At 52.6% G+C, this 13593-nt stretch carries 10 protein-coding genes and 1 pseudogene; 8 read left to right on the top strand and 3 right to left on the bottom strand.

Annotated features, from left to right (window positions below; translation table 11 throughout):
* Window positions 1–311: pseudogene (locus AiwAL_RS18220) on the bottom strand (helix-turn-helix domain-containing protein); the annotation flags it as partial.
* Window positions 312–361: 50 nt separating this feature from the next.
* Window positions 362–1186, bottom strand: coding sequence for an IclR family transcriptional regulator (locus AiwAL_RS18225; RefSeq protein ID WP_262313260.1), 825 nt, complete (start codon window positions 1184–1186; stop codon window positions 362–364).
* A gap of 819 nt (window positions 1187–2005) precedes the next feature.
* Between AiwAL_RS18225 and AiwAL_RS18230 the strand changes: the two genes are divergently transcribed.
* The 4 genes from AiwAL_RS18230 (at window position 2006) to AiwAL_RS18245 (ending at window position 6782) form a co-directional block, all read left to right on the top strand.
* Entirely contained in the window at window positions 2006–3271 is a 1266-nt protein-coding gene (locus AiwAL_RS18230) for an ABC transporter substrate-binding protein (RefSeq protein ID WP_262313261.1), read from the top strand.
* Window positions 3268–4182: an ABC transporter permease gene (locus AiwAL_RS18235; RefSeq protein WP_262313262.1), complete on the top strand. Its 915-nt coding sequence runs from the start codon at window positions 3268–3270 to the stop codon at window positions 4180–4182. Before AiwAL_RS18230 ends, AiwAL_RS18235 begins: the two co-directional genes overlap by 4 nt.
* Complete coding sequence (locus AiwAL_RS18240) at window positions 4179–5003, top strand: ABC transporter ATP-binding protein (protein ID WP_262313263.1); 825 nt, start codon at window positions 4179–4181, stop codon at window positions 5001–5003. Before AiwAL_RS18235 ends, AiwAL_RS18240 begins: the two co-directional genes overlap by 4 nt.
* 93 nt (window positions 5004–5096) lie before the next feature.
* Window positions 5097–6782, top strand: coding sequence for a GMC family oxidoreductase (locus AiwAL_RS18245; protein WP_262313264.1), 1686 nt, complete (start codon window positions 5097–5099; stop codon window positions 6780–6782).
* Here the strand turns inward: AiwAL_RS18245 and AiwAL_RS18250 are convergent.
* The gene (locus AiwAL_RS18250) at window positions 6759–7598 is read right to left on the bottom strand and encodes an IclR family transcriptional regulator (protein WP_262313265.1); all 840 of its coding nucleotides are present in this window, start codon (window positions 7596–7598) and stop codon (window positions 6759–6761) included. The two genes, AiwAL_RS18245 and AiwAL_RS18250, sit on opposite strands and share 24 nt — an antisense overlap.
* A gap of 150 nt (window positions 7599–7748) precedes the next feature.
* Between AiwAL_RS18250 and AiwAL_RS18255 the strand changes: the two genes are divergently transcribed.
* The 4 genes from AiwAL_RS18255 (at window position 7749) to AiwAL_RS18270 (ending at window position 13175) form a co-directional block, all read left to right on the top strand.
* Complete coding sequence (locus AiwAL_RS18255; RefSeq protein ID WP_262313266.1) at window positions 7749–9176, top strand: Rieske 2Fe-2S domain-containing protein; 1428 nt, start codon at window positions 7749–7751, stop codon at window positions 9174–9176.
* 7 nt (window positions 9177–9183) lie between these two features.
* A complete protein-coding gene (locus AiwAL_RS18260) occupies window positions 9184–10233 on the top strand; it encodes a PDR/VanB family oxidoreductase (RefSeq protein ID WP_262313267.1) in 1050 nt (349 codons plus the stop codon).
* A 175-nt stretch (window positions 10234–10408) separates the two neighbouring features.
* The gene (locus AiwAL_RS18265; protein ID WP_262313268.1) at window positions 10409–12121 is read left to right on the top strand and encodes a sulfoacetaldehyde acetyltransferase; all 1713 of its coding nucleotides are present in this window, start codon (window positions 10409–10411) and stop codon (window positions 12119–12121) included.
* Window positions 12122–12173: 52 nt separating this feature from the next.
* Window positions 12174–13175: a quinone oxidoreductase gene (locus AiwAL_RS18270; RefSeq protein WP_262313269.1), complete on the top strand. Its 1002-nt coding sequence runs from the start codon at window positions 12174–12176 to the stop codon at window positions 13173–13175.
* Window positions 13176–13593 lie beyond the last annotated feature (418 nt).

Raw genomic sequence — 13593 nt, forward strand, 5'->3', positions numbered from 1 at the left:
GCGCCGTCGAAAATGCGCCGCCTAGCCGAGCGCGGCGAGTGCTTGCGGGTCAGGGCCGCCTCGAAACCCTCCTCCACCAGGACCTGACGGGTCCTGGCGACGGTGTCGACGCTGGTGTCCAGGGCGGCGGCGATCTGGCCGTCACTCCAGCCTTGGCCGGCCTCGGAGGCGTCGGCCTTCAACAGGATGCGCGCTTTCAGCAGCTTCCAACCCAGGTGCTTTCCAACCCGGATCATTGTGTCGAGCCGCTCGCGCTCTTCGAGGCTGAGCTTCACCACATACTTCTTTACGGCACTTTGTTTCGCGGTCACGAACCATCTCCGTCGTTGCGGAGTCATCGAATCGAAGGTCCGCCGCAAAATCAATGACGGAGGGTAGTAGTCACCGCTTCGGCTGCGCGGGTCATTGCCGGAAAGTAGCGATACGCCTCATCGGCCCTGAGGCGGGAAGTTGGCACATGCGTTGAGACCGTAGCGCAAACCCGGCCTCGTTGGTCGAATATTGGAACTGCCAAGCCAATGAGGCCCTGTAGAAATTCCTCATCATCAATTGCGGCCTTAGCCGTTCTCACACTCTTAAGTCCATCTTCAATCTTAACCGGGTCGATGACGGTGCGTTCAGTGTAACGCTTAAGTGGCGCGGCAGTAAGCAACCTACGTCGCTTACTCGACGGCATGAAGCTTAGAAACACTTTGCCGCTCGCTCCGCAATGAAGAGGTACGCGGGAGTTTGGTTGAAAATGAATCTGCATGGGCCAGTGGGATTCGACACGATCAATGTAGACTATTTCGTTTCCATCAAGCACGGTGAGATTGCAGGTCTCCTGTATCTCATCCACCAGCGCCTGGAGGATAGCGTGAAGTTCTCCGCGCTGCGACGACGCGATCAGTGCGTCGACAGAGAGCCGCTGCAACTCAGGGCCGACGATGAATCGCCTACTCCCTGGTTGTCGCAACAAAAATCCGAGATCCTCTAGGTGAACGGCCAACCGGTGCACGGTCGCTTTGGATAGCTTGAGCTTAAGAGCGAGTTCCGACGCTAATACTGGGGAGTCCGCCTGCGCGACCGTGGTCAAGATCGCTAGCGCGCGCGCCGTGGCCCCACTCGGGATCGCACGAGTCTTAGCGGACACCCGGGCTACTACACCTTGGGTTGGAATCCGCGAGATGGCTGGATCAATTTTCATATAGCACCCTATTCTCTAGCATCTGAGCCACTGTGTGAGGTGGGCCGATATCGCAATCTGCTTTCACCGGAACCAACTGACCTGAATACAGGCGGCGAAGGTGGCGGTTTGATCCTCGATTGCCATGCGAACTGATGATTTGCAGGTCTGCCTCCGGATACTGCGGACCAGCCAAGATCACGCGTTGCAACTATCGGTGCAGCCTCGAGCATGATCTCGAGGCTGTCATGGTACTTTCCTGCACCAACCGGAACGACCGGAAGCTGCGCCAACGATACAGAAAGTTCCATTACCCTCTCTTCACTTTATTCGATTATCCAGAACCATCGCTCATAATAACGATACGGAACGCGAACCTCTCCAACCGCCTGCTATCGTAAGGTTACCGGCCGGTTCCGATCCGCCCGGGTGGCGAAAGCCTCGCCGCTGCCCGTGCCATCATCAACATTTCCCGGCACCCCACAACGGCTTAGTCAGCGGGTGGTCTAGCAGATCCATGAACTGATGAAAAGTGCGATTAATGAGATTTTTTTTTCCATTTGACGGCATATCTGCTCTGCGCTACAATTAGCCAGTTGAATGAGAACATCCGTAATTCCAGGGTTTGGATGTTGCTACCACTCGGTAGCGAGCTAGCCGAACCACCACAAAGGTGGCTCCAACAAGACAAAGATCCGGGACCGTCCACTTCACGTGAAGCGATGAACATTCCCCGGATCCCAATGAAAAGGAGGAACGACAATGGTGAGTAGAGGTGAAAAAGACGCGTCCGTGAATGGGGCTCCCCCTCTATCACGGCGTCGAGTTCTGACAGATAGTATGAGCGTTTTAGCGGCTGCTGGACTGGTTGATGCCGGATTTGGCTCAGGGAAAGCTTTCGCTGCCACAGCTGACTGGACCCATTGGGGGTGGCCCCAGCCCTACCAGCAGATCTCTGACAAATCGGTCAACTGGCTCAAGTCTAAGGATTGGTGGCCGCTCAATATTGCATGGAATCCATTGTGGTCGGATGGTAATATTTTACTTTACACTATGAAACGATATAAACTTCTGGAAAAACGCGGAATTAAAGCTAAATTTCAGCCTATTCTGACTGCCGGAGTAATGAATGAAGCATTCATTCCTGGCCGAATTCAAATTGCTCAAGCAGGGTCACTATCTCTACCACCATTGATTGATCTAAAAATTCCAACCGTCGCAGTTGCAACTTATCCAGCACAGCGCCAACCATTTCTCGTGCATCCAGATTCACCCCTTAGAGTACTATCTGATCTAAAGGGTCAAAAAGTTCTTAAACGTCCGGCAGTTTGCGGCGTTACTTATGGAAGCACAAACTACCTCGGGTTGATGATTGCGGCCAGAGTGCTTGGCCTGAAGGAGGGTACTGACTTTGTTGTTGATAATATGGGTCCTGGAACTATAATTACAATGCCTAATGGGGTAGATGTGACAGCGATCTGGGCTCCAAATGGGGTCCTCATGGTTGATTTCCTAAAAAATGCCAGGATTATTGGCCTGGTCGATACATATGAGATATTTAACGGATATTCATATGTAAGAGGAGAAATCTCACAGAAAGCGCCAGATGTTGTGCAGGCATATGTCGATGCATTCCTCGAGTCTCGACTGTTGCTTGAGTTAAATTCTAGAGAAATTATTGATACTTTCATCAAAGATCCATCACAACAAGGCAGAGAACCGAAGTTAATTAAACTCGATGTTGAATATAATTGCCTAAATCCCTCGCCAACTATCAACTATCCATATAGGGATACTGATGGGTTCTGGGATGATTTGGAAGCTTTTCAGGACAACATAATGGCCGCATTAAATGTATTTCCACGACGATACTCAAAGGCTGATTTTCATGCAATTATTCAACCGCAATATATGGGCAGCGCATATGCGCGTCTAGGTTGGAAACCGCCTGCTGCCCCGGCTTTCATTCCGGCAGATTGGAAAGGTAAGGTTGGAGAACCTCCGTACCCTCCCTACGGACTAATGTATATGGGAAAACAAAATTTTCCGAAGCCGAATGACCTATTGAAGCCTTGGCCTTTTGGGGGCGTCTTGTATAAACCATGACCATAACTAATGAACATCAGGGTCCAACTCACGGCCAAGACCTTAATAATGGTCAAATAATCTTAACTAAAAACCAAGTTGAGACGGAAGGCCATAATAAGACCGTCAACATTATTGGTGTGCCAACCAAGGAAAATTGGTCAGAAATCGTTTTTGACTCACTTTACAAAATAATTCGCTATACACCACTTATTCTATTTTTTGTTACTTGGCAGGTTGTCGAAGCATTCTTCTCTGCAGCGAAGATTTATTTACCATCCCCAATTTATGTGGTCAATACAGCAATAAAACTTACTATGAATGGCGTGCTTCCGAACGATATATTAGCCAGCATGCAAAGAGTTGTCATCGGACTAGCTATGGCGTCCCTTATTGGCTACCCGCTTGGGTTCTTAATGGGGATATCCAAGCAATTTTTGGGGTTTTCTCAGCCAATTTTTAATTTTTTCCGACCGATACCACCAATTGCATGGATCCCATTAGGAATTGTTTGGTTTGGGCTTGGTAATTCCGAGGATGAATTTATAATTTTTTTAGCAGCATTTTTTCCGATCGTTCTAAACACTATGCACGGTGTCCGAGGCATAGAAACTCATATGCTGCGAGCGGCGCGTACACTTGGTGCAAAGCCGATTTCTGTTGCTATAACCGTCATTCTTCCTAATGCTTTACCATCTATGTTTATTGGTTTTCGCGTTGGGTTTGGGATCGCATGGATGGCGGTTGTTGCTGCTGAACTTGTTTCGGCTACATCAGGGTTGGGATTTCTAATTAATGAAGGTAGACTTTTATTCCGCAACGACTATATCGTTGTTGGCATGGTAGTAATTGGCGGCATTGGCTTGGTTGTAGATACCATAATTTCTAGTGCACAGCGTAAGATAATGCCATGGTTGGAGGAATCGGAGTGAACTTTCGCGATGCAGTTGTAATCGAGGGGATTGGTAAACGATACTATACACGTCACAATGAGATGATAGCTCTTGCCGATGTATCGTTAACTTTCCACGAACATGAGTTTATCTGCCTGTTGGGACCAAGCGGCTGTGGGAAGACCACACTTCTTAACTTGATCGCAGGATTCGAGAAGCCGACTAGCGGCGTGATCCACGCATTTGGTCGACCAGTAGTTGGTCCCGGACCAGACCGAACTGTAGTATTCCAGGAATATGCACTATTTCCTTGGCTTACTGTATCTGAGAATATTCAGTATGGCCTAAAGCGGTTAGGCGTACCAAAGAGTAAGCGTCAGGATGTAGTGTCTCACTACATAGACTTGATAGGTCTCTCGGGGTTTGCGCACAAATATCCGAAACAACTTTCTGGAGGCATGCGGCAGCGGGTGGCCTTAGCTCGAGCCTTGGCCGTTAATCCGGCAGTGCTTTTGATGGACGAACCTTTTGCTGCGCTCGACTCATTCACGCGAGAACGTATGCAAGATGAGTTAGTGCGTATATGGCAAGCCGAACGAAAAGCAGTAGTTTTCGTGACACACAGTATACAAGAGGCAATCACACTTGCCGACCGTATAATCGTCATGTCGCCGTGCCCTGGACGCGTCGTGGAGGTGCTAAAGATTAAGGATTGCCGGCCTCGGAATCTGGACGCCTCCGAGAACATAGTGATAGCGCGTCTCATACGCGACATTCTTCATATGCCAACAGCATCCCATAACCCTAAAATAAGCCCGAATAGTTTCATCGAGAAATCACCAGAATTACATATAAATTAAATAATTTCTTAATATGGACACCAGATGAGATTTTGGCTGGTGACATGGGGGCAGTGTACTAGTGGGTAGACCTTGAATTGGAGTATTTTGATAATGACTAACGGAACGTATGACTATATAGTTGTGGGCGGCGGTTCGGCAGGCTGTGTTCTAGCGAGCCGGCTGAGCGAAAACCCGAGCATCCGAGTTCTGCTTCTTGAGGCGGGGGGATCCAATCGGCATTTGTGGTCTCACGTACCATTGGGTGTAGGCAAAGTCCTTACTACCTCGCGCCTCCTGTGGGCGGCGGAAACCGAGCCGGAATCAGAGCTACATGGCACTCGTATGGATTGGCCCAGTGGTAAGATGATCGGCGGCTCAAGCTCGATAAACGGGATGGTGTTCGTTCGCGGGCACCCCACGAAATACAATGCATGGCGCGATACGGGCTGCTCCGGTTGGGGTTACGAGGATCTGCTTCCTTTCTTCAGGCGGCTTGAGGATTGCCCGTTTGGCGATTTGGCGACGCGTGGCAGAGGCGGACCGATTGGCGTGACTGAAGTTGCGGGAGATCAGATTACCGACAGCTTCATCGCAGCATGCCAGCAAGCTGGATATCCTCGCATCACCGACTATAATAGCGACCCGTCGGAGGGCGCGGCACCGCTACAGCTTTCAGTCCGCAACGGAAGACGATCGAGTACCGCAACAGGATATCTATATCCAGCACTTGCCCGTCCTAATCTCCAAGTGATCACCGGTGCGACCGCCTTACGGGTACTCATCGCTGGTCAGCGGGCGATCGGGGTTGAATATTATGCTGGAGGCGATCTCCGACAGGCGCAAGCGGAAGGAGAGGTATTGCTGTGCGCGGGTGCGATCAGGTCACCACAGATTCTGGAACTGTCTGGTATTGGTAATGAAAAAATACTACAACAACAGGGAATTAAGTTAATTCATCATCTGCCTGGTGTTGGGGAGAACCTTCAAGACCACTTGATGGTACGCATTGCCTTCCAGTGTACTGTGCCGCGGACCGTCAACGATCTCTTCAGGAATCCACTCTACCTGCTGCGTGAGGCCGCACGCTATCTGTTGTTTCGTCATGGCCTCTTCGCCACGCCGGCTTTGACAGCACTGGCCTACTTACGGAGCCATCCAGAAGCGCCGTATCCTGATATTCGGATGCAGCTTGGGCTGATGAGTGGGACGAGTCGGTTATCAGTAAGCCAAAAGACCGGCCTCGATCGGTTTTCTGGGTTCCATTTAGGGGTATATGATCTCTATCCGGATTCGCGTGGTTCGCTTCATATCGTATCTGCGGATCCAACCACTTCGCCGCGAATCCAGGCCAACTATCTGAGCCACCCAAAGGACCAGGCTGTATCAATTGCCTCTTTGAAGCTTATACGCCATATCGCGAGCCAGCCAGCGCTGAAATCGTTGATTGTCCGCGAGAGCCGACCCGGTCCGGAAATTGCCAGCGACGAGGACTTACTCGATTATGTGCGTCGGACTGGGCACACCTGCTGGCATCCGGTGGGAACCTGCAGGATGGGCCTCGGACCGGATGCTGTTGTGGATCCCGAGCTTTGTGTCTATGGCGTGTCCGGTCTACGTGTAGTCGACGCTTCGGTAATGCCGTTCCTTGTCGCCAGCAATACTAACGTACCAACCGTCGCGATTGCAGAAAAAGCGGCCGCACTGATCACTGACGACAAGTCTCGCCGAGCTGAGGCAATCACAATAGATGGTGCCCGCCTACAGCCAAAGCAGCTAGGGAGATGTATCGCCGAGTAGATCGGCAAGGTTGCGCAGCGATGGTAAGGCTACTGAGAGGAATTCGGCCGACTGCCGGATCGCGGAGCCCACCTGGGGTAGTGCGTCATCGCTAAGCCCGGTGCTGCGGCCCGAACTAAATAAGCAGCCAACGATGGTGGGCCCGGCGCGCAGCGGCGCTGCGACGACACGGAATCCTGGAACATAATCATCGCAGGCAAGGACGTACCCACGTTTTTCTGCCTCAGCCAGTTCACGGTCAAGAAGCTCAGCCACCGTTGCCGTTTTGGGCGTAAAGCGTTCATATGGCTCGGCCCCCAGTGCGCGCTGCCGTGCCGCTACTGACATTCCCATCAGCATTACTTTTCCCGAGCCTGATGCGTGCAGCGGGCTCGAGAGGCAAGTTTGGTAGTCGGGTCCAAGAGGATCCCGCCCTACGGCGAGTTCTAGTAGAATGCGCTGACCTAGGCAGAACACGATGAGTCCAGTGGTGAAGCCCAGTTGGTCGCGCAGTGCGATCAGCGCTGGTCCCGCATCCCGCCGGGATACATTCCATGGATGATAGACCGGCAGCGGTAAAAGTAGCCTAGGGTGACCGAAATAGCGCTTCGTGCTCTCCTCGCGCAGCACATATCCTTCGAAAGCGAGACTCTGCAGCATGCGGTGAACCGTGCTCGTATCAAGCTCGCAGCGCTGTGCAATTTCAATGGTTGACATGGGGCGGATGGCCTCGATCAGGACGCTCAAGACTTGGAAGGCCCGCCCAAGCGGCGCGGAGCGCCTGGGTGCAGGCCGATGCCGAGCCGCGTTCTTCGCGTAGTTCTTTATTATGGCCATCACTTCCCTCGCTCAGACAGTCAACGTAAAGATGCGCCGAATTATATAGGTAATCTCAGTTTTTGCAATTCAAAATCATTGACAATGAGATTGTAATCAAATAAATTGCGACTTGCTGATCAAGCTGTGATATCCGCGAGGAGAAGCCCAATGACTCCGCTGCAGCCTTTATCCCAAGAAAATATCTCAAAACTCGCCTATAGTGGCCACCTCCAAAGGCGCGAGATTCCGAAAGAGGACGCTCAAATCACCCATTCCGGTCCCAGCACGCCATTAGGGGAATACTTGCGCAAATTTTGGCAGCCGGTCTGCATGTCTGAGCAGTTGAAAGACGTGCCGCATAAAATTAGAATCATGAGTGAGGATCTCATCGCTTTTCGCGATAGGAGCGGCAGAGTCGGGGTCTTGGCGCGCCATTGCTGCCACCGCGGAGCTTCGCTCGAATTTGGCATCGTCCAGGAGCGGGGAATTCGCTGCTGCTACCATGGCTTCCACTATGACGTCGATGGCACGATCATTGATGTGCCGATTGAACCCGACAATGGCGCGAGGCTACGGCAGACAGTCGTGCAGGGCGCCTACCCAGCAATCGAGCGTGATGGCCTTGTCTTTGCTTATATGGGTCCGCCCAATGAGCGCCCCCCCTTTCCGGAAAGTGATGCCTTCGAGAAGTATGATGACACGGATCTTGTGCCATTTGCGAATAGTTATCCATGCAACTGGCTACAGGTACTCGAGAATATAGCAGACCAGTTGCACACGTCTGTGCTTCACCAACCGGCGATGCTTTACGATGGCAAGGTACCGGCAGATTTGGATGTAACATTTTATACGTTACCAGCCTTCGGCACGCCGCCTGTCCTCGACTTCGTGGCGGTGCGGAGCGGCACAGCTATGGCCTTCATCGCGGGGCGCCGTATGGGCGAACAACGCGTGTGGTGGCGAATCAACGAATGCGTGCTGCCAAACATGACTCATCATGCCTACTTATTCGAGGACGGCAGCGAGCGACGCATCTTCCATCGCGTACACATGTCCCGATGGTACGTTCCGGTCGACGATACCAACAGCATTATCTATGGGTGGAGAATGTTTGGTGGGGCGATCGATCCCTTTGCCATGGGTCGAAAAGAACGGGTTGGATGGGAGGATATGGACTTCCTTGAGGCTCAGGTCGGAAACCGTACCTATGATCAGCAGCAGCGTCTTCCTGGTGACTTTGAGGCCGTCGTTAGCCAACGTCCAATTGCCATTCATGCGCTCGAACACCCAACCGCAGGAGACCGCGGCGTCTATATGTATCGTAAGCTGCTACGAGACGCGGTGCTCGGCACAAACAAAGACGCCGATCCAGAAAAACAGGCCAAACGGCTTCATGCCGGGTTACCGCTTTACACCTATACCCAAAATACTGTTCTCAACATTCCGCAGCGTGCCGAGGATGAAGATCGCCAGGTCATCCGTGATATCGGTCGCAAGCTTGTAGCGATCACTAGCGAGGCCGATGCCTTGGTAGGCGCCGAACGTAACCGCTTTGTCCATAGCCGCTTTGAAGAACTCGAGCGCGCCTATACGTGAGATGGATATGGATTATGCAGTGGCGGTAGAGGATCAGGTCGTACACCGAGCCGACATGGACGGCGACCGGCTTGATGTACGTGTGAGGTCGATCACCTACGAGGCGGAAAATATCCAGGCGTACGAGGTAGTGCGGCCCGACGGTAATGATCTGCCGACGTTCACAGCCGGGGCGCATATTGATCTCCATCTCAATGGCGGAGTCGTCCGCCAGTACTCGCTCTGCAACAATCCGAAAGAGCGCCATCGCTACCTGTTCGCAGTGCAGCGCGAGGAAAACGGTCGCGGTGGTTCCAAGGCGGTTTTCGAGCAGGTTAGGGTTGGCAATATCCTAACGATCTCGTGGCCTCGCAATAACTTCCCGCTCTGTGAGGATGCGCACTTCCACCTTTTACTCGCTGGCGGCATTGGCATCACGCCACTCATGGCGATGATCCACCGCCTATGTGATATAAACGCTGATTTCAACCTCCATTACTGTACGCGCGCACCAGATCGTACCGCCTTCCGCGAAAAATTGGTACCGCTCGTTAATGAAGCGAAGGCGTTCCTCCATCATGACCAAGGGGACCCGGAACGTGGTCTTGACCTGGCCGCGTTGCTTTGTTCCTATCAAGCGGGCACTCATCTTTACTGCTGTGGTCCATCGGGGTTTATCAAAGCAGTGCGGCGTGGAACGGCGCACTGGCCCGCAGGCAGCCTTCATTTCGAACTCTTCAGTCCACCGACGCCAACTGATTTATGTTCCAATGGCGAGTCATCCGCGTTAGCCGTTGACCGAGACGTAACGAGGGGTGCCGAATTTGAGGTAAAGTTGATGCGCAGGGGCATCTCGCTGCGCGTGCCGCGTGAGAAGTCGATTGTGGAAGTTATGCGTGAAAATGGCATCGATGTGGAAACCTCTTGTGAAACTGGACTCTGCGGCACCTGCCGCACTCATTATCTTGATGGGATCCCCGACCACCGCGACTATGTTCTTTCCGATGAGGAGCAGCGCCACGAAGTCTTGATCTGCTGTGCTCGGGCCAAGAGCCAATATCTTGTTCTGGATCGTTGACCCCTTCTGTAACGTCGGAATAGATCTAATAATCAACCAAAACGGGATTAATAAGGCAAAATCATTTGGCGCTCGGCACTAGAGATTCGTCACTAGAGATTTGTTGTACAAGATATAGTAGTTGGATAGCTTAGTAAGTCAGATAGTCCACGAATGAAAGAGTGATGAGGGAACAATGAAGAGCATGAAAACTGGCAGTGAAGCTTTTGTCGAAGCTTTGCGGATTGAAAACACAGAGGTTATCTTCGGCATTGTTGGCTCGGCCTTCATGGATCCGCTGGATATCTTTCCGCGCGGCGACATCCGTTTCGTGCAGGTGCGGCACGAGCAGAGCGCCGCTTTAATGGCAGAGGGGTACGCCCGGATGACTGGCCGCCCCGGGGTTTGTATTGGCCAAAACGGGCCGGGCATTACTAACCTTGTCACGGGCGTCGCTAGCGCCGCCCTCAATCACACACCACTTGTCGTAATCACCCCGGCGGTAACGACTGCCACGATGGGCACTAAGAGCTTCCAAGAAATCGATCAGATGCGCATGCTTGCGCCAATCGTGACTTGGCAAACTCAGGTGATCCGGGCGGATCGCGTATCAGAAGCCCTTCGTGGAGCTTTTCGTGCGGCAATAGCAACTAGGGGACCTGTACAGGTTGATATTCCACGAGACCTCTATTACGGAAAATTTGAGGAGGAAGAACAACAACCACATCAATACCGCACCAGCGGTCGGTACGGTGGGGCACCTCACGGGGAGATTGAGCGTGCGGCAAATCTGTTGTTGGAAGCAAAGCGACCAGTATTCCTTGCTGGTCTTGGCGCGGTCGACTCAGACGCCGGGGCCGCGATTGCCGCGTTAGCCGATCGATTTGCAGCTCCGGTCGGTTGTGTGTGGTTGCATAATGACGCATTCCCAGGAAGCCATCGTTTGGCCGTCGGGCCTATCGGCTATCAGGGCTCTCTGGCGGCTATGCGCCTACTTTCGGAAGCTGACGTCGTACTGGCGCTGGGAACAAGGCTGAATTTGTTTGGTACCACTCCACAATATGATTTTGACTTTTTCCCGACAAACGCCAAACTAATTCATAATTCGATCAATCCGCTTGAGCTTGGTGCCTTCCGGCCAATGGAGGTGGGACTCCTTGGCGACTGCCTCGCGGTTGTTAACCAGTTGCTTGAGGCAACGGAGGGCCGCCGACCAAACGTCAATCACGAGACCCAGCTCCGCCGGATCGACGATGAAAAGCGGAATTGGGCGGATATGGTCCGGGGGAATTCATTGGTTGATGGCGAGTTCATTCATCCTAAACGCGCTCTCTGGGAGATTTCTCAGGCAATACCAAAAGATGCCGCGGTGGTTTGTGATGTTGGGAATGTAAGTGGAAGTGCAAATCCGTATTTCAACTTCGATAAGCCACGACGTTGGTTCGGACCAGGCAGTCTTGGTGGGATCGGTGTCGGATTTCCGACTGCATTAGGTGTGAAGCTTGCCAACCCTAACCTTCCGGTGCTGGCGCTGGTTGGTGACGGTGCTTGGAGCATGGCGCTCCAAGAGGTGATGACTGCGGTTCGGGAAAAGATTAATCTCGTTACGGTTATTTTCAATAATTCGCAGTATGGCGCTGAGAGACGCAACCAATATGACTTTTTCAATGAACGTTTCTTTTGGACGGATCTGGAGAATCCGAACTTTGCCGCCATTGCTGGAGAGATGGGTGCGTTGGGTATGCGTGTTGACGCGGCGGGCGACATAGCGCCCAAGATCAAGGAGGCGTTCGCAGCCGAGCGGCCGGTAGTGCTTGAAATCGTCATCGATCCAAAAGTCTTGAGTGAACCGTATCGACGCGACGCATTGAGGACTCCTGAACGAATAATGTCCCGATATCGTAACTAAATGGTGCCTGATGCGCAATGAACGAGGCGGTGAGAAAGCCATGAGTCGAACGATGAAGGCAATCCAGATCACCCATTTTGGTGGTACCGAGCAGCTGAAACTCGTGGAGATCCCACGGCCGGAGCCGGGGCCTGGCGAGGTACTCGTGCGATTGTCCTGGGCTGGTGTGAACTTTATCGACGTTTACATGCGCAATGGCAGCTACGTACGATCAAGTACGTATCAAACGCCACTTCCGATGACGATAGGAATGGAGGGATCAGGGAGTGTGGCGGCACTCGGGTCCGGGGTTGACGATGTTGGGGTCGGCGATAGGGTCGCTTATTGTCTCGTCCGTGGCAGCTATGCGGAGTACGCTGTTGTTCCCGCCTGGAAGTTGGTCCGGGTGCCAGAAACGATCCCGCTATCTGTTGCGACAGCGTTGATGCTGCAGGGTGCCACCGCACATTACCTGACCCATTCGGCGTTTCCGCTTACGCCCGGACACGTCTGCCTCATCCATGCCGGTGCAGGGGGTGTCGGCCAGTTGCTGGTTCGGTTGGCGAAGTTGCGCGGGGCACTTGTCATTGCAACCGTGAGCAGTCCAGAGAAGGCAGCGATCGCCCGTAGCTGTGGTGCAGATCACTGCATCCTCTATGTTCAGACAGATTTCCGTATGGAAGTGCTTCGTCTAACTGATGGTGTCGGCGTCGATGTTGTATTTGATTCGGTTGGTAAAGACACGCTCCATCGCAGCATGCGGAGTTTGAAGCGCCGAGGGCTATGTATCTTATTCGGCGCGAGCTCCGGCCAAATCAATGCGATCGACCCCCTAGCGCTAGCAGAGGCTGGATCGATCTATTTCACTCGTCCGCATCTTGCTGATTATATGGTTACTGCGGATGAGATAAGGGGACGGGCGGTGGATCTCTTTACGGCCTATCAGGACAGTAGATTGAGTGTGACAATCGACAGGGAGCTGCCCCTGGGTGCGGCTGCGGCTGCTCACCGTGTCCTGGAGGGCCGTGAGACGCACGGTAAGCTGCTGCTCCGCGTTGATGAGGCTGCTCGATAATGAAAGTTTAAAAGATCGTATCTCGCCAATTAGAGGTAAAAGGAGAGCGTTGGTGCATAAATAGACCATAGGTTGTGACAGTCTGTCACGATTTTCTATTTTTATGGTTTAATAGCGATGGCGTGCTGAAGGCGTGGGAGTTCCCGGCTAAGACATCTCGGGTTTAGAATTTTTATGCCCAACAAATTCAATGAAGCGCGGCGGTACAAGTTTCCCAATGCGTGAATAGGATTGCACATAACCAGGCATGAATAAAAAAGATTGAATCAACCTCCCGATAACGAAAGTGTCCAATATCCATGAAGCTGCATGAGGTCCGCGTCCATCCGTCGAAATCGCTGCTCGCGCGCGAGGATCAGCTTGCCTGGAAGATTGCCGGCGTTGCCGCCGACAAAGTGGCCGTGCCGCGCGATGTGAC

Origin of the sequence: Acidiphilium sp. AL, from assembly GCF_025499445.1 — a bacterium.
GTDB classification, from domain to species: domain Bacteria; phylum Pseudomonadota; class Alphaproteobacteria; order Acetobacterales; family Acetobacteraceae; genus Acidiphilium; species Acidiphilium iwatense.

Excerpts from the sequence above, each read along its gene's own strand:
- AiwAL_RS18225 (WP_262313260.1), bottom strand. The coding sequence starts at position 1,186 with ATGAAAATTGATCCAGCCATCTCGCGGATTCCAACCCAAGGTGTAGTA.
- AiwAL_RS18230 (WP_262313261.1), top strand. The coding sequence starts at position 2,006 with ATGAGCGTTTTAGCGGCTGCTGGACTGGTTGATGCCGGATTTGGCTCA.
- AiwAL_RS18235 (WP_262313262.1), top strand. The coding sequence starts at position 3,268 with ATGACCATAACTAATGAACATCAGGGTCCAACTCACGGCCAAGACCTT.
- AiwAL_RS18245 (WP_262313264.1), top strand. The coding sequence starts at position 5,097 with ATGACTAACGGAACGTATGACTATATAGTTGTGGGCGGCGGTTCGGCA.
- AiwAL_RS18250 (WP_262313265.1), bottom strand. The coding sequence starts at position 7,598 with ATGGCCATAATAAAGAACTACGCGAAGAACGCGGCTCGGCATCGGCCT.
- AiwAL_RS18255 (WP_262313266.1), top strand. The coding sequence starts at position 7,749 with ATGACTCCGCTGCAGCCTTTATCCCAAGAAAATATCTCAAAACTCGCC.
- AiwAL_RS18260 (WP_262313267.1), top strand. The coding sequence starts at position 9,184 with ATGGATTATGCAGTGGCGGTAGAGGATCAGGTCGTACACCGAGCCGAC.
- AiwAL_RS18265 (WP_262313268.1), top strand. The coding sequence starts at position 10,409 with ATGAAGAGCATGAAAACTGGCAGTGAAGCTTTTGTCGAAGCTTTGCGG.
- AiwAL_RS18270 (WP_262313269.1), top strand. The coding sequence starts at position 12,174 with ATGAAGGCAATCCAGATCACCCATTTTGGTGGTACCGAGCAGCTGAAA.